This is a genomic window from Pseudomonadota bacterium, assembly GCA_008501635.1.
GTDB lineage: Bacteria > Pseudomonadota > Gammaproteobacteria > QQUJ01 > QQUJ01 > QQUJ01.
Genome location: QQUJ01000010.1, coordinates 1 through 18,264, shown reverse-complemented (window position 1 = coordinate 18,264; position 18,264 = coordinate 1). Strand labels below are relative to the sequence as shown.

The window sequence follows — 18,264 nt, the reverse complement described above, 5'->3', positions numbered from 1 at the left end:
CCTTGGGGACCTGTTTATTGATCCCCACCAAGCGCGAGGGCGGCGTTACGTTCCTGCCAACCTCCAGCCCCATCCGGTATGATTTCTGTAAGCTCGACCTGATTGTCCGAAATACGTACTATTTTGCCGTGGTTCTGGCCCATGTAATTCCCCCCGACTACACGATGTATGGTTCCGTCATTGGCTTTAACGATGGCCCAGACCTTTTGTTCACGTTCCAGGGTACCCACCATGCGCAGCGAATCGAGAGGATACTCTTCGAGCAACTCGCGAGGCCTGTTGAAGTCCGGGGAGATCCCTCCGACAGAAGCGGACTGGCGTTCCGCTTCCTGTTGGCGCGTCTGTGGCTTGCTGAAGGGATCACGGAGATCGGCCACTGAGTAACTATGGCTCTGATAAATCTGTACTTCGGGTAACGGATCTATTCTTCCAGGATTACGCGCCTTGACTTGCGCGACATACTCTCGCAAATCATTTAACTCCGCCGATTCGCACGCGGCCAATCCCAGAGCAACAATGGACACCAGACAAATATGGCCAATACGGAGACCAGTACGAACGGTCATTTGGTCTCCTCCTCTAGATACCGGTACGTTTTGGCGGTGGCCTGCATGGCCAATCTCGTACTATCTTTCTCGTCAGGCGTAATCGTAATATCGTGGATAGTGACAATACGTGGGAGCGCTGCCAGGCCGCTAACAAAGCCGCCAAACTCGTGATAGGTGCCCACTACTCGGAGTTCAATCGGCAGTTCGGCATAAAACTCACGCGGTTGCTCACCGCTTGGTTTGAAGAGCTCAAATTCCAAACCGTTGGCTAAGCCGGTTTGTGAAACATCGACCAGCAGATCGGCAACCTCGGTTTTGTCGGGCAATTGTCTTAACATCGCGCCGAACGATTGTTTCATCACTTCGAGCTGTTCTTTGTAGAGCTGCAGATTTGCCGCCTTGCTCTGCTTCGATTCAAAAGTTTGCTTCAGCCCAGACTCTCTTGCTTTAGCGCTATCGAGCTCAACAAGCTGATCCTTATTGTGAAACCAGTAACCGGCAAAAAGCAGTGCCCCGAACATCAACACAATGACGATTGCCCGACCGGCAACGGGCCAATTGCCAATGTCTTTAAAATCCAACTCATTAAGTTTACTGAGGTCAGGCATCTTCATTTGGCGTCCTCCGCCTGCTCTTCAGCAATTATCGTCTGCTTTAGATGTAGCTTGAAGCTAGCAGCACGCTCACGATTTTCTCCGGTGGTCTGAATGATCTCCAAACGTGGATTCTGCAGCCACTCCGACTTGTCGACGTTACGCATATACGCCGATACCCGCGCATTCGATTGGGCAATTCCCTCCAGCGTCAATTCCGGGCCCTTCTGGCTTATTTTGTTGAGATATACTCCGTCTGGTAGTGTTTTAACCAAATCATCAAAAAGGTGAACGATCTGCGGGCGACTGCGTTGCAGCTCTTGGATTATCTTCATTCGTGCCAGGAGATTCGCTTTTGTTTTCTCCAGTTCTCTAATCTCGAGTATCTGTTGATCGACAATGCGTATCTGCTCTTCAAGAAACGTATTACGTCTGTTCTGGTCTTCAATCAGACCACTGATGAATATGTGCACGTAGACAAGTACAAGGCCGGCGAAAACCGCGGTCCCAGCCGCAATAAACGCGAACTGCTTCTGTCTGGCTTTGCGGGCTTCTTCGCGCCATGGAAGTAGGTTGATTCTTGCCATATCAGTCGAAGCTCCTCATAGCCAGACCGCAAGCGATCAACATGGAGGGAGCATCATTGGCCAGGTGCTGCGGGTTCACCCTCGACGCCAGGGACATATCAGCGAAAGGATTGGCTATCGAAGATGTGATACCGGTCTTTCGGGTAACCAGATCGTCGACGTCCGGGATGGAGGCGCTGCCCCCCGCGAGTACGATGTGATCCACACTGTCGTATTGGCTGGAGGAGAAGAAAAACTGCAGTGAGCGGCTCACCTGCTGACCCATCGACTCCTTGAATGGCTCAAGGACTTCCGGTTCGTAGTTGTCTGGCAGACCTCCCTGCTTTTTGGCCAGTCCCGCCTCTTCGTAAGAAAGGCCGTAACGGCGCTGTATCTCTTCGGTCAGCTGCTTTCCACCAAATACCTGCTCACGGGTATATATACTCTTCATCTTGTGCATCACGTTGAGCGTTGTCATGGTTGCACCGATATCTACTATGGCAACCGTGCGGTCATCGGCGAACCCTGCAATTTGCCGGGCCAGCAGCGGGAAGGCGTTCTCCATGGAAAACGCCTCAACATCGACCACCTTTACCGAAAGGCCGCCCATCTCGGCAGCGGCAACCCGCGTTTCAACATTCTCGCTACGTGAGGCGGCCAAAAGCACATTGACCATATCCGGGGTATTTTCATTCTCCCCCAGCACTTCGAAGTCAAGATTGACCTCCTCCAGTGGATAGGGGATGTACTGATCGGCTTCCAACTGAATCTGGGCCTCCATCTCGGTCTCACTGAGGGAAGCTGGCATCGTGATAACCTTGGTGATCACCGCCGATCCGGCGACGGCCACCGCGCAGAGCTTGGTGCGAGTACCCGCACGCTTTACGGCCCGTCGAACGGCCTCGCCGACGGCTTCCACATCGGAGATGCTCTTTTCCACAACAGAGTTGGGCGGTAACGGCTCAACCGCATAGGCTTCAACTCGATAGCGGGATCCGCTCAAACTCAGCTCGAGCAGCTTGACCGCCGTGGAACTGATATCCAACCCGATCAGCGAGCTGGATCCTTTCCTGAAGAGGTCAAACACCATCTTTTTCCTTTTTTAAATTCGACGGTTACAGGGATTATATGCCCTGTTACATTAAATACCACGGTCAACTATATATCAATAAATGAGCGAAGGAAATACGGTTCATGTCACAATTGGTTAAACCGTATACTTGTTCTTAACCGTACTTCCCAGATGGATCTCTCCTAAATACTCTTTTCATGAAAACCGCTCTTCGCTTGCTGCGCCTGGGTCTTATCGGCGCCTTCGCCACTTTTATAATAGGCGTCATCGGTACCGGGGCGACATATCTGTATATCGCCCCGCAACTCCCTCCTATTGAGAGTTTGAAGGAGGTTCGCCTCCAGGTTCCCCTGCGCGTCTTCACTCGGGATGGGGGGCTCATCGCCGAATTCGGGGAGAAGCGCCGCTCTCCACTGGCATTAAGTGAAATTCCCCGGCCAATGATCAATGCCTTCCTCGCCGCCGAGGACGACCGCTTCTTTCAACACCCCGGCGTGGACTATCACGGCATTGTCCGGGCAGCGCTTCAACTTATCGCCACCGGTGAGAAACGCCAGGGGGGAAGTACCATAACCATGCAGGTGGCACGCAATTTTTTCCTCTCATCTGAGAAGACATTTCTCCGTAAAATCAAAGAGATATTTCTTGCTCTAAAGATTGAAAGGGAGCTTAGCAAAGAGGAGATACTCGAACTCTATCTAAATAAGATCTACCTTGGCAGTCGTGCCTACGGCGTCGGAGCCGCAGCACAGGTCTACTACGGCGTGAAAACCGGGGATCTCAGCCTGGCGCAGGTCGCGATGATCGCCGGCCTGCCCAAGGCCCCCTCCCGATACAACCCGATTGCCGACCCCGAACGCGCCACCCAACGCCGCAACTATGTGCTGGGGCGTATGCGAAGCCTGGGCCACATCAGCGAAGAGGAGTACCAACACGCCAGCAACCAGATCGACGACGCTCGCTCCCACGGGCTTGTGGTCGAGGCAAGCGCCGCTTACGTCGCCGAGATGGTTCGCGCCGAAATGGTAGCCCGGTATGGCGAGGACGCCTACGTCAGCGGCTACCGTGTAATCACCACGCTGGATCCGGTCGAACAGAAGGCCGCCGTTTCTGCGCTGCGTGAATCACTCCTGGAATACGATCGACGCCAGGGATATCGAGGCGCGGAGAGGAAACTCACGTGGGAGGGAGAATCCAACGAGGCGGGCTGGGATCAAATCCTCAACGAAACCCCGGTGCTTGGTGAACTTGTTCCGGCCATCGTCGTTGGCGTCGAAGGCAAGAGTGCCTCCGTCTATCTCGGGAATCGCACTTATGCCGAGCTCGGGTGGAGTGGCATCGAATGGGCTCACCCCAAGGCCGGCCGGCGCGCCAAGGATGACGCCACCCTTTCTGCAGCAGAGGTGTTGAGTCCCGGTGACGTGATTCGCCTGCAACGCACCGGGGATACCTGGGTGCTGGCTTCGATCCCTGAAGTCGAGGGCGCGCTGATAGCGATAGCACCGCGCGACGGTGCGATAACCGCACTCGTGGGCGGTTTCGATTTCGCACGCAGCAAATTCAATCGCGCGGTCCAGGCCGAGCGCCAGCCTGGCTCCAGTCTCAAGCCGTTCATCTATTCGGCGGCACTCGCCGAAGGGTACACGGCGGCGAGCATCTTCAATGATGCCCCCGTGGTGGTTGATGATCCAGCGCTGGAGACCACGTGGCGGCCGGAGAACTACAGCGGCCGGTTCTATGGCCCGACACGACTCCGCGAGGCCCTGGTCAATTCACGCAACCTGGTTTCGATACGTGTGCTGCAGTCGATTGGTGTCGGACCGGCGATTCGACACCTTCAAAAGTTCGGATTGCCTGTCGACCGATTGCCCCGAGATCTATCGCTGGCGCTGGGTAGCGCAACCGTTACCCCGTTGGAACTCGCTACGGCGTACACCGTATTTGCCAACGGCGGCTACAAAATCGAACCCTTCTTTATTCAAAGAATCGAGGACATGGATGGGAATCCTCTGTTCGAGGCTGATCCGCCGATCGTTTGCGAAGAGTGCGAAGCCAGGCGCGCAGCAACCGATTCGCAGGCACCTCAACCGCTCCCGCCGAGCGCTGCGCCTGAAGCCGCCGCTGAGGCAGACCAGCCCCGCCTCGCACCGCGGGTGCTGGATGCACAGAACGCCTACCTGATGTACACCATGATGCGCGATGTGATTCGCCGCGGTACCGGGCGACGGGCCCTGGCGCTCGGGCGTTCCGATATTGCCGGCAAGACCGGCACCACCAATGATCAACACGATGCGTGGTTCAGCGGCTTCAACGCCCATCGTGTCGCCATTGCCTGGGTAGGCTACGACAACGTCCGCTCTTTGGGCGAGCGTGAAACCGGCAGCCGGGCCGCACTCCCGATTTGGATCCGTTTCATGGAGCGTGCCCTGGCCAATACTCCCGAAGCTGTTCTTGAGCAACCCCCGGGGTTGATCAGCGCGCGCATAGACGCGGAAACGGGTTTGCTTGCGAGAGCCAATGCACCCAACGCTGTCTTCGAGCTGTTCAGCGAAGGTCAGTTACCAGAGCGCGCACCGGAAACGGTGACAACCACCCAACACAGTGATACCCCCCAGCGCACACCACAGCGGGAGGTTTCAGAGCAGTTGTTCTAGAGTATCGCTCCTCATGCCTGCACACTCATCACCCAACAATCAACGGCTCCGGCTGAGCATCGCACAGGAAGCTGCGCGCATTCTTGCTGAAGAGGGCACACGCGACTATCACGCTGCCAAACTCAAAGCCGCCGAACGTCTGGGCATCATAGAACGCGGCCATCTGCCTAAAAACTCGGAAATAGAATCTGCACTGATTACCCATCAGCGGCTGTTCAAAACAGACGTGCAACCCCATGAGTTGCTGCTGATACGGCAGACATCCTTACAGCTGATGGATCTGTTCGCCTGCTACGCACCGCGCATCGTTGGTCCGGTGCTACGCGGAACCGCCGATCGTCATTCCGTGATAGAACTTCACCTCTTTTCCGATGTACCCGAAGAGGTCGCCATCTTTCTAATGGAACAGCGTATCCCCTATCAAACCAGTGAACGACGCTGGCAGATCGGCGGCCAGATCTGTTCCTATCCCGCATTTCGCTTCCATAGCGGTGACTATGCAACCGAGTTGACGGTCTTCCCCATCGATGGCTGCCGACAAGCCCCTCGCTGCCCGGTCGAACAACGCCCCATGCAACGCGCCAGTCGTGACAAACTGGCCGAGCTGTTGGATACCTGAAAAAAACCGATGGCTATGATGCCATCGGCCTTGTCGTACTCCTTTGCCCGCAACAGTGAGCTTAGCTGCGCTTTTCTACCGGCACGTAATCGCGTTTGGCGGCGCCGGTATAGAGCTGACGCGGACGACCGATGCGGAACTCCGGATCCGCGACCATTTCGAGCCAGTGCGAAATCCAACCTGCGGTACGGGCAATGGCGAACATGACCGTAAACATGGTGGTAGGAACACCCAGGGCCTTATAGATAATGCCGGTATAGAAATCGACGTTGGGGTAGAGCTTGCGTTGCACGAAATACTCGTCCTCCAAAGCAACCTCTTCGAGACGCATGGCGATCTCCAACAAAGGTTCATTCCGCACACCCAGCTTCTTGAGCACTTCGTGGCAGTACTCGCGGATCACGGCGGCGCGAGGATCATAATTCTTGTAAACGCGGTGGCCAAAGCCCATCAGGCGGAACGGATCGTCCTTGTCCTTGGCCTTGGCGACATACTTGTCGATGTTCTTCACATCGCCGATCTGATTCAGCATACGCAGTACCGCTTCGTTGGCACCGCCATGGGACGGCCCCCACAGCGAAGCGATGCCGGCGGAAATACAGGCAAAGGGATTGGCACCCGAGCTACCGGTGAGACGCACCGTCGAAGTCGAGGCGTTCTGTTCATGATCGGCGTGGAGGATAAACAGAATATCCATGGCACGCTCCACGACCGGGTCCACCTCATAGGGCTCGCACGGGACCGAGAACATCATGTTTATGAAGCTCCCGCAGTAGCTCAGGTCGTTGCGCGGATACACCAGTGGTTCGCCGACACTGTGCTTGTAGCACGCCGCTGCGATGGTGGGCATTTTCGCGATCAAACGGTGAGCCGCTATCTTGCGATCATACGGATTATTGTAATCCGTATGATCGTGGTAAAAGGCCGAAAGCGAGCCCACCACCCCGCACATCATCGCCATCGGGTGAGCATCGTGATGGAAACCGTGGAAGAAATTCTTCAGGGTTTCATTGATCATCGTGTGACGACTAATAAGATGGGAGAAAGATTCGTACTCGTCCTTGGTAGGCAGTTCGCCGTTGAGCAGCAAATAGGCCACTTCGAGAAACGAGCTCTTGGCAGCCAACTGCTCTATGGGATAGCCGCGATACAGGAGCGTCCCCACATCGCCATCGATATAGGTGATACTGCTGCGGCAGCTGGCAGTGGCAACGAAGCCAGGATCGTAGGTGAAATAGTCGAGTTCCTTGGGTAGCCTGGAAACGTCCACTGTCTCGTTACCATGCGTGGGGGTGTAGATCGGTAGCTCAACACTCTTGCCATTGCCATTATCGGTGACCGTGACGGTACGATTTGTCATCCGGGATACCTCCTCGTTGCTAAAGCTCAATGGCCGCCGAAGTACTTCGCCATGCCAGGCGCCCTCCGGCAGCTATGCGGTCGCGCACCCCTCCGCCTGCTTGCGGTTCTACGGGACGATGGGGTTGGGTCGCCGATTACAGCCACAAACCGATGCGACTGCAGAAAGATGCTGATACAGAAAGTAGCGGATTATATAACAGGCGCGAATAGAGTCATTAACTTTTTGTATCGGGTCCGGATCGACGCCCTAAGCCACTGATCTTGAAAGCTACGTCGCAACCCGGAACTACGGGTTACCGTATCACCTTCAGCCACTGGCCCACCCTGGGCTCTCTATCAGGATAAAGCTTGTTAAGGAGGCGCAGCTGGTCGGCCATATCGCCAGCCTGATCGGCCTCCTTCGCCAAACTCGCTATCGATTGCGGACTTTCGATTCTGATAAGGTGCAGTCGCTGCGCCTCCGCGAGCGGTTGCTCTTCGTCCCTTAAAGGTCGCAGGCTGAACATCGTTTCCCGAATGGCGGCAGCATAGTTGCCGGGCCAAGGGCTGGGATCCACCGCCGCACTGATCTGCAAAACCGTGGATCCGACAATCACAATCGCCACCCGGGCATCGCGAACGCCAAAAGGCGTATTCAGGGTTACGGTTGCTCCGTGTCCTCGCCGGCCGTGACCTGCGATTTCAAACTCATGCGCGAATCGCGCGCCCCGCATCTGCTCGTGCAGCAGCTGTACCGGACTCCGATCCGCCTTCACAGCGAGCGTCTCCAGCTGCACGATAGCATCGCGGCCCGGCGCCACCGCTATGAGACGCTTCCGCCTGTTCTCGATCCGCCAACCCTCGGGCAACACCGCGACGATACCCAACTCCCGGTGGTAGTAGCGATGCTTGCGCACGATACCTTGCGCCGCGCTGTCACCGAACACCAGGCCATCCAGAACCCGCAAAAAACCAAGATCATCCCCCGCCGGGGCTCGGGATGCGCGCAGGGTTTGCGCAGCACCGATCACCTCCTGCAAGCGGCGATCATTGTCGGGGTGTGTCGCAAAAAGTCCATGATAGACCTGCGCCGGGCGCCCTTCGGCTTTTGCCTGGCGTACCTCGTGCAACTCCTGGTTCTTCAGAACACGGATAACCTCGAGCATCGCCTCGGGTTGATAACCTCCTGCAGCCAGATACTCCGCGCCAAGTCGGTCGGCCTCGAGCTCATGATCACGTCCATAACCTCTGACCAGCGCAGTACCGGCGAAACTCACCAGTTCCTGGCCTCCAGGATCGGTTTGCGCGCCAACGATGGCGCCGAGCAGTCCGGTTACCGTCGAGGCACTATGCTGTCGCACCGAATGCCGCGCTGTTACATGGCCGATCTCATGCCCGAGCACTGCCGCCAGCTCATCTTCACTGCCTAAATAAGCCAAAAGGCCACGCGTGAGATAGATATACCCCCCGGGGAGTGCAAAGGCATTAACCTCCGGGGAATCGAGCAACGTGAATCGAAAATTGAGCTCACTGCGGTGACTGACGCGTGCCAGACGCTGGCCAACCCTCTCCATCAGACCTTGAACAGGCGCATCCTGGTATACGCCGTACTGGGCAAGAATCTGCTGATGGTAGCGTGCACCCAGCTGACGTTCCGTTGCCTCCGACATGAGCACGAAATCCGCATCACCGGTGACCGGGTTGATCGCACAGCCGCCCATGCTCAGCATCACGGCCAGTAACCAACTGCAACGAAATCCCCTGATAGACATCTGAAGCTCCCTGATCGGCTACTCCCGTGCCTGACTGGCGGTCAGCACTTCCAGATCATTGGGATGTTTGAGATTCATCCGTAAGCGCCCACCTTGCCCGCTGACCCAACCCCTCACTTCCAGTTCGAGTCCTTGTAAAGCGTGAAAATTCCAGTGTCGAAAATGGGGCAGATATCGCTTATCGATGCGCACCCCCAAACGACCGATTTGCAGCCATAAGGCACTACGGCTGAACCCGATTCGATCAAGCCTCCCCTTGACCCTCATGAATCCCGTCGCGCGCGTTTCGAGCACCCCGGCATCACGTGCGCCGTAGTAGGCATCCGCCCATACACCCCGCCTGCGGGTGCGCGCTTCCTGCTCCGCCAGACGGTAACAATCCTGCAGCGCGAGATTGGGCGGTACGGCGATGGCCAGCCCCCACCCATCCTGGATCAGGCGGGCGCTCAGGCTGGCTCCGTCCGGAAGAAACACATGCGCAAGCAGCCGTCCGTATCGATCCTGTAGCTCACTGTCAAAATCCAGCGCAATACGATTATTCCCGCTTGCCAGGTAGCCGATGAGGGCGGCACGGGCAGCGTCAGCCAGGGGTTCAGCAACCCGCCCCTCTTTTGCTCGTTCCGGCGTGTTGACGCCGATAAAGCGCACCTGGCGACCGTCAGTCAGAAGAACGCTATCGCCATCGATGACCTCGCGAACCTCTGCGATCAGATCATAGGCATCGCTTGTGCATTGCGAATCCTGCCCCCAAGCGGATGCAAACGCCAGGGCCAAAAAACAAAAGGCGCTCCCAAGGAGCGCCTTTTGTGCGAATCCACTGAGCGTAACCGGCATTATTTATTGCGCGTACCGTACTTCCGACGAAATTTATCGACGCGGCCAGCCGTATCCACGATCTTCTGCTTGCCGGTGTAAAAGGGGTGACACGCGGAGCAAACCTCTATATGCAGATCATGCCCGGCCGTCGAACGCGTTTGGAAACTGGTTCCGCAGCTACAGGTGACCGTGATCTCGCTGTAGGCGGGATGGATGTCCGGCTTCATGGCTGAATACCTTCTATGGGCTCGAAATTCAACGAGCCCGCAATCATACGGATTTTGAATGGTGGCGGCAACAACAGACTCAACCACGCGGCAATAAACGAATGATCTCGGCACTCTGCGGTGGTCGTGCGCCTTCCGGTCCGGCCCCCAGCTGATTCAGTTTCTCGGCCAAACCACCTCGTCCCACCAGCGAATCCCACATCATGCCGTATACCGAGAGGCACCCTACCATGGGAGTTCGCGCCCGTTTGCGAACCTGGTCGATTCGCCACTGCAGACACCACATCCGTGCTCGACGTTCCTGCGGAACACGTTCGATCAAGGCTTGCACCGTTGCGTTGCGACGCTCCTCAAATGCCGCCGGATCGCGTGATGCCAGATCTCTCCACGCGTTGAAATCGAGACTGCCGGTACCGGGCTTCTGCATAGGCATGCCTCCCCGTTAGACATTGGCATCCATATCAACCTCAACTTAGCACAACCGAATGAACCAAATGGGTACCGCGGTTCTTGTGTCGCTGTTCAAGTTAGCCGAAATCGCTCCCGTCCCTTCTTATCAAACAACGCTAAGTCAGTGACTGCAATGATAAATGGAGATTATCCACAGAATCTGTGGATAACTTTGTGGATGAATTGACGACAACCACTCCTCGGAGGCTTGGCGATAGGTTTGCTGTCAGACTGGTCAAAAAGTAGTCAATTTGTAATAAACGATTAAAAACAACATGTTAACAAGAGGACAACAAAACATATTGTGATTCAGGCGTCCGTCGGTCCGGCACACGTCAAAAACGGCTGTCCTGTGCATAAGGGGATCATAAGTGTTTGATAAGCCGACACCTCAAGGCCCTATGCCTGCTCCATGACGAATCGCTCGAGAAGCGTATCCAGGTAGCGCAACCCCAGTGCGGTAGGCCGCAGCGAGGCACCGTCCACGGCCAGCAGACCATCGCTGACCGCCTGCTGACAGATCCCGGCGATCCCTGCCGCTGCGCTACCCGTGCGTTCCTCGAACAGTGTTACCGGAAACCCTTTGACCAGGCGCAACGCGTTCAGCATGAACTCCACGGTGATGTCGGCCGGCGTATCCAGAACGGTCCGCGTCACCCCCGATTCCCGCCCCGCATGACGCAGATACCCGTTGGGGTTGGAAACTTTGACGGTCCGCAGGTAGCGTCCCTCCGCCAGCGTTGCCTTACCATGCGCGCCGGCGCCTATCCCCAGGTAATCGCCAAACTCCCAATAGTTACGATTGTGCCGGGAGGGGCGGCCACGGGTATAAGCCGATACCTCATACCGATCGTAGCCCGCTTCTGCCAGACGGGTGACACCCTGCTCCTGGAAGCGCCAAAGGAGATCGTCCTGCGGCAGCCTGGGGGGGCGGCGCCCAAATGCTGTGTTGGGCTCGATGGTGAGCTGATAGTAGGAGAGATGTTCGGGCGCCAATGCGATAGCCTGATCGAGATCGCTGCGCGCCATGATCAAATCCTGTCCGGGCAGGCCGAACATGAGATCGAGGTTGAGATTCTCGAAACCGGCCGCCCGCGCATCCTCCACCGCGATCAGCGCCTGGCGCGCATCGTGTATCCGCCCGATACGCCCTAGCAGATCATCGTTGAAACTCTGCACACCCATCGAAAGCCGATTGATCCCGATGGCGCGCAAAGCACCCAGATACCCGGGCTTTACGGTCCCGGGATTAGCCTCGAGGGTGACTTCGGCGGCGGACGCGACCGGTACACAGTTGCGAATCGCCTCCAGCAGCCCCTCGTAGAACTCCACCGACAGCAGGCTCGGGGTACCACCGCCAATGAACACGGTCTCAACCGTTCGTCCATCGGCAAGCGCCCGATCGAACTCGAGATCACGGCGTAACGCCAGCAGGTACTCGCGCTCGGGTAGCGGCCCCGGTGCGGTATGGGAGTTAAAGTCGCAGTAGGGGCACTTTTTCTCGCACCAGGGGATATGTACATAGAGAGAGAGTGGAGTCACCGCCCGATGCGCAGTCGGCCATCCCGTCAACGCAGCGGTTCGTGCTGCAGTCGAGTGTAAAATTTCTGCAGCGCCTGTCCGCGATGACTGAGGCGATTCTTCACCTCGGGTGCCAACTGTGCCGAACTGCATCCCTGCTCCGGGACGAAGAAGAGCGGATCGTAGCCAAACCCGTTTTCGCCCTGCGGAGCACGCAGGATGCGGCCTTCCCAGGTCCCCTGGAAAATCCACGGTGTGGGGTCGTCGCCATGGCGCATCAACACCAGCAAACACTGGAAACGCGCCGTGCGCTGCGCGTCCGGCAATCCGGCCAGTTTCGTCAGCAACCTGGTGTTATTGGCCCTGTCGTCCCCAGGAACGCCGGCATAACGGGCCGAGTAGATCCCTGGTGCCCCCTGCAGGGCATCCACCTCGAGGCCTGAATCATCCGCCAACGCCGGCAGGTCTGAGATCTTCGCCGCTGCGCGCGCCTTGAGGATGGCGTTCTCAACAAAGGTCAATCCGGTCTCGTCCACTTCGGGCACGCCAAACTCCGACTGCGGCACCACTTCCACGCCCAGCCCATCCAGCATCGCGCCGAACTCACGCGCCTTGCCGGCGTTATTGCTGGCCAGGACGATTCGCGTCATGACGTCCCCTCGGCCAGGGCCGTGCGCTGCTCCTCCAACAAAGTTTGGATCCCGCCCACCGCAAGGTTCAACATCGCATCCAGTTCTTCGCGACGGAAGGCATGGCCCTCCGCGGTGCCCTGCACTTCAATGAAGGCGCCTGCGTCGTTCATAACGACGTTCATATCCGTTTCGGCATCGCTATCCTCGGCATAGTCAAGATCGAGCACCGGCACCCCGTGATAGATCCCCACCGACACCGAGGCCAGAGCGCCGTGAATCGGATCGCGTTTCAGGAGTCCCGCTTGGCGCAGACCGTTGACCGCATCCACCAACGCCACATAGGCCCCGGTAATCGAGGCGGTGCGCGTCCCGCCATCGGCCTGGATCACATCGCAATCGAGCGTGATGGTCCGCTCACCCAGGGCCTGCATATCGAGCACGGCGCGCAGCGAGCGCCCGATCAGGCGCTGGATCTCCATGGTGCGGCCGCCTTGACGCCCCCGTGCCGCCTCGCGCGCCATGCGTTCACCGGTCGAGCGAGGCAGCATGCCGTACTCGGCGGTTACCCAGCCGCTGCCCTTGCCGCGCAGAAAGCCGGGTACCCGCTCCTCCACCGTGGCGGTGCACAGCACCCGTGTGTCACCAAACTCCACCAACACCGAGCCCTCGGCGTGTCTTGTATAGTGGCGGGTGAGGAGCACGGGACGCAATTGATCAGGGGCACGGCCACTGGGTCGCATATCACTTCCTTCGCTGTTATAAATAGGCGCGATTATAGCCGGTTGAGGGAACCGGCCTCGAACCCCGGGACATTCCACCTATGATACGCAGCATGACCGCCTTCGCCCGCCAGGAGTTGCGGGCGGACTGGGGCACACTCACTTGGGAGCTGCGCACCGTCAATCACCGTTATCTGGAGATCTCCACACGCCTGCCGGAGGAGTTCCGGGTGCTGGAGCCGGAGATTCGCGAGGTGGTCAGCACCCGTCTATCACGCGGGAAACTGGAGTGTAACCTGCGATTTCAGCAGGCGCCCGGCGTCACCCCCGAAGTGGATGTCGACCAGGGGCTGGCCCAGGCCCTGGTGGAGGCCAATCAGTTGATCGAGGAGCTGCTTCTCAACGCCGCGCACATCAATCCCATGGAGCTGCTGCGCTGGCCCGGCGTATTGAGCCTCAAAGGTCCTGATCTTGAACCGGTTTTCGATGAAGCCATCCAGAGTCTCACCAGCGCCCTGGAAGAGTTGATCACCACCCGTGAGCGCGAAGGCGAGCGCATCAATGCAGTCATCAGTCAGCGCTGTACGGCGATGCGCGATCTGGTCGAGGAAGCCAAACAGCGCCTGCCGGAGGTACTGGAGCGCCAGCGCCAGCGTCTCATCGAACGTCTGATCGAGATTCGCGACGAGCTCAAGGAAGATCGGCTGGAGCAGGAGATGGTGATGTTCGCCCAGAAGATCGATGTCGCCGAAGAACTGGATCGGCTGGAGACCCACATCGATGAGGTGGAGCGCGTCCTCGAGCGTGACGAGGCCGTCGGGCGGCGACTCGATTTTCTGATGCAGGAACTCAACCGCGAGGCCAATACCCTCGGCTCCAAGTCCGCGGATATTGAAACCACCCGCATTGCCGTCGATCTCAAGGTGCTGATCGAGCAGATGCGCGAGCAGGTCCAGAACATCGAGTAGACCATCAGGAATCCCGCACCCCATGCCACAAGGCTCGCTCTACATCCTCTCTGCCCCCTCCGGGGCCGGCAAAACCAGTCTGGTTCACGCGTTGCGCGAACGCGACCACCGCATCGGATTCTCCGTTTCCCACACCACACGCGCGATACGTCCAGGGGAGAAGCCGGAGATCGACTACCACTTTGTCGATCGACCTGCCTTTCAAACCATGGTCGACCGGGGTGAATTTCTGGAGCATGCCCGGGTCTTCGACAACAACTACGGCACTGCCCGCAGCGAAGTGGAAAGCCGGCTGGCAAAGGGGCTCGACGTCGTGCTCGACATCGACTGGCAGGGTGCCCGCCAGGTACGCGAACGCATGCCCGAGAGCGTCAGCATCTTTATTGTTCCGCCATCGCGCGCGGCACTGGAGATGCGTCTGCGCGACCGCGGCCAGGACAGCGAAACGGTCATCGCCCGGCGCATGCGCGATGCGGTGGCCGAGATCTCGCACTACCGCGAGTACGACTATCTCGTGGTGAACGATGACTTTGACACCGCCCTGGGGGAGCTGCACGCGATCTTTCAAGCACAACGCCTGCGGCGCGACGTGCAGATCAGACGGCACGCCGATCTGCTGGCCGGGCTGATAGCATAGCCCCGGCGAATCGGGTAGACTTGCGCGCTCGCCCCGCTCGGTGAAATCAACGTACAACGGAGTTCGTTATGGCACGTGTAACGGTAGAAGACTGTCTCGAACGAGTGGACAACCGCTTTCAGCTGGTGATGGTGGCCACCAAACGCGCCCGACAGCTGGCCATGGGTGCCAATCCGACGGTGCCGTGGGACAACGACAAACCCACCGTGGTGGCGTTGCGTGAAATCGCCTGTGGCAACATCGATGCTTCCATCCTTGATGAGGTCATGGCCGCCGAGCACGCCCTGGAATCGACCCTCAGTGATGAGGAGGTGCGGGAAGAGATCGTCTGAGTTCCAGGCCACAATAACCCCAAAAAGCCGCGCACCGCGCGGCTTTTTTGTGGGCTGCGAACAGGTTCCAACCGGGTACAAACCTGAGCGCAACGGTGTATGATCAGGATGGTGCAGTGCAACTTGATCCGAGCCAGTGAGCGCAACCGACCTCAGCCATCCCAGTTTTCGCGTTAACGATCTGTGCACCATGCTCGAGGACTACCTCGACCGCAAACAGATCGCCGAGGTCTACCGTGCCTATCTCTATAGCGCCGAAGCCCACGACGGCCAATACCGGGCCAGCGGCGAGCCCTATGTCTTCCACCCCCTGGAGGTGGCGCGCGTCATGGCCGAGATGCGCATGGATCACCAGAGCATCATCGCCGCGCTCCTGCATGACGTCCTCGAAGACACCCTGGTCAGCAAGGAGCAACTCATCGAGGCCTTCGGCGAGGAGGAGGCGGAACTGGTCGACGGCGTCAGCAAGCTCAGCCAGATCGAGTTAGAGAATCCGGCCGAGGCCCAGGCGGAGAATTTCCGCAAGATGATGCTGGCCATGACCCGCGATATCCGCGTCATCCTCATCAAGCTCGCCGACCGGCTGCACAACATGCGCACCCTCGGCGCACTGAAGCCGGAGAAGCGCCGGCGCATCGCCCGCGAGACACTGGAGATCTTCGTCCCCATCGCCAGTCGTTTGGGCATGAACAATCTGCGCATCGAACTCGAGGATCTGGGTTTCGCCGCCATGTATCCGATGCGCTACCGCGTGCTGCGCAAATCCGTCATCCAGGCGCGCGGCAACCGCAAGGAACTCACCAAGAAGATCGAGACCGCCCTCAAACGCCGCCTGCGCGAGGAGGATCTGTCGGGTCGTGTGATCGGACGCGAGAAGCACCTCTACAGCATCTACCGCAAAATGCGCGAAAAGGGGCTGTCGTTCACCGAGGTTCAGGATGTCTACGCCTTTCGCATCATCGTCGACAAAGTCGATACCTGTTATCGCGTTCTCGGTGCGGTACACAATCTCTACAAACCGGTACCCGGCAAATTCAAGGACTACATCGCCATCCCCAAGGCCAACGGCTACCAGTCACTGCACACCGTACTCTTCGGCCCCTTCGGCCTGCCCATCGAGGTTCAGATCCGCACCGAGGACATGCACCGCATTGCCGAGGCCGGCATCGCTGCGCACGGGCTGTACAAAGCGGGGGAGAAACTCGGGTCCGGTGCGCAGGCGCGCGCTCGCGAGTGGTTGCGCAGCCTGCTGGAGATGCAGAAGAACGCCGGCAATTCCCTGGAGTTTCTGGAAAACGTCAAGATCGATCTCTTCCCCGACGAGATCTACGTGTTTACCCCCAAGGGCGAAATCAAACAGCTACCGCGGGGCGCGACCCCGGTCGATTTCGCCTATGCCGTGCACTCCGATGTCGGCAACACCTGCGTCGCGGCCAAGATCGACCGGCGACTCGCACCGCTGCGTACATCGCTCGCCAACGGTCAGACCGTGGAAATCATTGCCGCGAAGACGGCGCGTCCCAATCCAGCCTGGCTCAATTTCGTGGTCACCGCCAAGGCGCGTGCCGGAATCCGCAGTTATCTGAAGAAGCTGCAACGCGAGGATGCCGTGCGTCTCGGTCGCCATCTGCTGGAAAAGGTGCTGCTCGGTCTGGGTCAGGATCCGGAGCAACTCGACGGCGGCGCGCTCGATCGATTGACGAAAGAGTTTCAGCTCGCCGATCACGACAGTCTCTACGAGCAGATCGGTCTTGGGCAACGGCTTCCGGAACTGGTGGCCCGCCGCCTTCTGCCCGAACCCGAGGGCGCTGTCGTAAGCGGCAGCAACGACGATACGCGCATGACCATCAAGGGCAGCGAGGGAATGGTGGTCTCCTACGGCAAATGCTGCCGCCCCATTCCCGGCGATCGGGTTGTGGGTTTTGTCAGTGTTGGTCGCGGCATCGTCATCCACACCGAGAACTGCAAAAACTTCCGCGAGCAGGGTGAACGCAGCGATAAGTGGATCGACGTCGAGTGGGCCAGCACTACAGAGGGGGACTTTTCCGTCGAGGTGCGCGTCGAAGTCATCAACCAGCGCGGCGTCCTGGCAACGGTGGCAGCCGTCATTTCGGATGGCGACGCCAACATCGAATACGTCAATCTCGACGAACGCGACGGCGCGAACAGCACCCTGCATTTCACCGTCGCCGTCAAAGACCGCGTCCACCTGGCGCGCATCATGCGCCGCATCCGCGCTATCCCACAGGTGCTACGTATCGCCCGCACCAAGCGCTAACAGAACCCCCGATGTCGTTTAAACTGCTTTGAATGTCCTTAACGTAAAACTCGCGGGAAACGGAGCGTAGGCTAGCTATGTGGCATTGCAAAACATGAACCCGTTACTCACCTTAGGGCATCTCTGATTAAGTCCCAAAGTTTGCGACAATACACGCATTATTTGGAACCGGTAGAAAACGATGAAACAGCAAACATTTGCCGCGGGGGAATTTGAGCAATTTCGAAAACCAACCCGGCGAGAGAAGTTTCTCTCGGAGATGGATGCTGTGGTTCCATGGGATCAGCTTTGTGAGCTCATCGAACCCCACTACCCCAAAGCGGGAAACGGGCGCCCCCCCATTGAACTGGAACGGATGTTGCGCATCTACTTCCTCCAACACTGGTTCAACTTGTCGGATCCAGGCGCCGAGGAAGCGTTGTATGAATCTCGCTCCATGTGTCTTTTCGCCGGCATTGACCTTGGGCGTGAGCCGGTTCCCGACGAGACGACGATTCTCAATTTTCGTCATCTGCTGGA

The 18,264-nt window shown here is 58.1% G+C and carries 19 protein-coding genes; 7 read left to right on the top strand and 12 right to left on the bottom strand.

Features of this window, described 5'->3' with window-relative positions:
* Positions 1–14: 14 nt before the first annotated feature.
* The 4 genes from DWQ09_02535 to DWQ09_02520 are packed head-to-tail and all read right to left on the bottom strand — an operon-like array spanning position 15 to position 2,797.
* Positions 15–566 carry a pilus assembly protein PilP gene (locus DWQ09_02535; GenBank protein ID KAA3629156.1) on the bottom strand — a complete coding sequence of 184 codons (552 nt, stop codon included), beginning with the start codon at positions 564–566 and terminating at the stop codon, positions 15–17.
* Complete coding sequence (locus DWQ09_02530; protein KAA3629155.1) at positions 563–1,162, bottom strand: pilus assembly protein PilO; 600 nt, start codon at positions 1,160–1,162, stop codon at positions 563–565. Before DWQ09_02530 ends, DWQ09_02535 begins: the two co-directional genes overlap by 4 nt.
* Positions 1,159–1,728: a pilus assembly protein PilN gene (locus tag DWQ09_02525; GenBank protein KAA3629154.1), complete on the bottom strand. Its 570-nt coding sequence runs from the start codon at positions 1,726–1,728 to the stop codon at positions 1,159–1,161. The genes DWQ09_02530 and DWQ09_02525 overlap by 4 nt, the downstream gene beginning before the upstream one ends.
* Before the next feature lies 1 nt (position 1,729).
* Positions 1,730–2,797: a pilus assembly protein PilM gene (locus DWQ09_02520; protein KAA3629153.1), complete on the bottom strand. Its 1,068-nt coding sequence runs from the start codon at positions 2,795–2,797 to the stop codon at positions 1,730–1,732.
* Between the two features lie 179 nt (positions 2,798–2,976).
* Here DWQ09_02520 and DWQ09_02515 point away from each other — a divergent pair, with 179 nt between their 5' ends.
* The gene (locus tag DWQ09_02515; protein ID KAA3629152.1) at positions 2,977–5,433 is read left to right on the top strand and encodes a penicillin-binding protein 1A; all 2,457 of its coding nucleotides are present in this window, start codon (positions 2,977–2,979) and stop codon (positions 5,431–5,433) included.
* A gap of 13 nt (positions 5,434–5,446) precedes the next feature.
* Positions 5,447–6,052: a hypothetical protein gene (locus DWQ09_02510; protein ID KAA3629151.1), complete on the top strand. Its 606-nt coding sequence runs from the start codon at positions 5,447–5,449 to the stop codon at positions 6,050–6,052.
* A 61-nt stretch (positions 6,053–6,113) separates the two neighbouring features.
* Here the strand turns inward: DWQ09_02510 and DWQ09_02505 are convergent, their stop codons facing one another.
* The 8 genes from DWQ09_02505 to DWQ09_02470 form a co-directional block, all read right to left on the bottom strand.
* Entirely contained in the window at positions 6,114–7,412 is a 1,299-nt protein-coding gene (locus DWQ09_02505; protein KAA3629150.1) for a citrate synthase, read from the bottom strand.
* 295 nt (positions 7,413–7,707) lie between these two features.
* Positions 7,708–9,123, bottom strand: coding sequence for a peptidase M48 Ste24p (locus DWQ09_02500; GenBank protein KAA3629821.1), 1,416 nt, complete (start codon positions 9,121–9,123; stop codon positions 7,708–7,710).
* A 60-nt stretch (positions 9,124–9,183) separates the two neighbouring features.
* Complete coding sequence (locus DWQ09_02495; GenBank protein KAA3629149.1) at positions 9,184–9,999, bottom strand: hypothetical protein; 816 nt, start codon at positions 9,997–9,999, stop codon at positions 9,184–9,186.
* A complete protein-coding gene (locus tag DWQ09_02490) occupies positions 9,999–10,208 on the bottom strand; it encodes a 50S ribosomal protein L31 (protein KAA3629148.1) in 210 nt (69 codons plus the stop codon). The genes DWQ09_02495 and DWQ09_02490 overlap by 1 nt, the downstream gene beginning before the upstream one ends.
* Before the next feature lie 79 nt (positions 10,209–10,287).
* The gene (locus DWQ09_02485) at positions 10,288–10,641 is read right to left on the bottom strand and encodes a DUF3135 domain-containing protein (protein KAA3629147.1); all 354 of its coding nucleotides are present in this window, start codon (positions 10,639–10,641) and stop codon (positions 10,288–10,290) included.
* 416 nt (positions 10,642–11,057) lie between these two features.
* Positions 11,058–12,332, bottom strand: a complete 1,275-nt coding sequence (locus DWQ09_02480; GenBank protein ID KAA3629820.1) for a radical SAM protein — start codon at positions 12,330–12,332, stop codon at positions 11,058–11,060.
* Positions 12,227–12,829 (bottom strand): XTP/dITP diphosphatase, encoded by a 603-nt coding sequence (locus tag DWQ09_02475; protein ID KAA3629146.1) that lies wholly within the window; start codon positions 12,827–12,829, stop codon positions 12,227–12,229. Before DWQ09_02475 ends, DWQ09_02480 begins: the two co-directional genes overlap by 106 nt.
* On the bottom strand, positions 12,826–13,551 hold the full coding sequence (locus DWQ09_02470) for a ribonuclease PH (protein ID KAA3629145.1): 726 nt from the start codon (positions 13,549–13,551) through the stop codon (positions 12,826–12,828). The genes DWQ09_02475 and DWQ09_02470 overlap by 4 nt, the downstream gene beginning before the upstream one ends.
* A gap of 80 nt (positions 13,552–13,631) precedes the next feature.
* Between DWQ09_02470 and DWQ09_02465 the strand changes: the two genes are divergently transcribed.
* From DWQ09_02465 to DWQ09_02445, 5 genes are all read left to right on the top strand, one after another.
* Complete coding sequence (locus DWQ09_02465) at positions 13,632–14,498, top strand: YicC family protein (protein KAA3629144.1); 867 nt, start codon at positions 13,632–13,634, stop codon at positions 14,496–14,498.
* 22 nt (positions 14,499–14,520) lie between these two features.
* Positions 14,521–15,135, top strand: coding sequence for a guanylate kinase (locus DWQ09_02460; protein KAA3629143.1), 615 nt, complete (start codon positions 14,521–14,523; stop codon positions 15,133–15,135).
* 68 nt (positions 15,136–15,203) lie between these two features.
* Positions 15,204–15,467: a DNA-directed RNA polymerase subunit omega gene (locus DWQ09_02455; GenBank protein KAA3629142.1), complete on the top strand. Its 264-nt coding sequence runs from the start codon at positions 15,204–15,206 to the stop codon at positions 15,465–15,467.
* A gap of 190 nt (positions 15,468–15,657) precedes the next feature.
* A complete protein-coding gene (locus tag DWQ09_02450) occupies positions 15,658–17,745 on the top strand; it encodes a guanosine-3',5'-bis(diphosphate) 3'-diphosphatase (protein ID KAA3629819.1) in 2,088 nt (695 codons plus the stop codon).
* Between the two features lie 181 nt (positions 17,746–17,926).
* Positions 17,927–18,264: transposase (locus DWQ09_02445; GenBank protein KAA3629818.1), on the top strand; the 338-nt coding region annotated here is incomplete at its 3' end.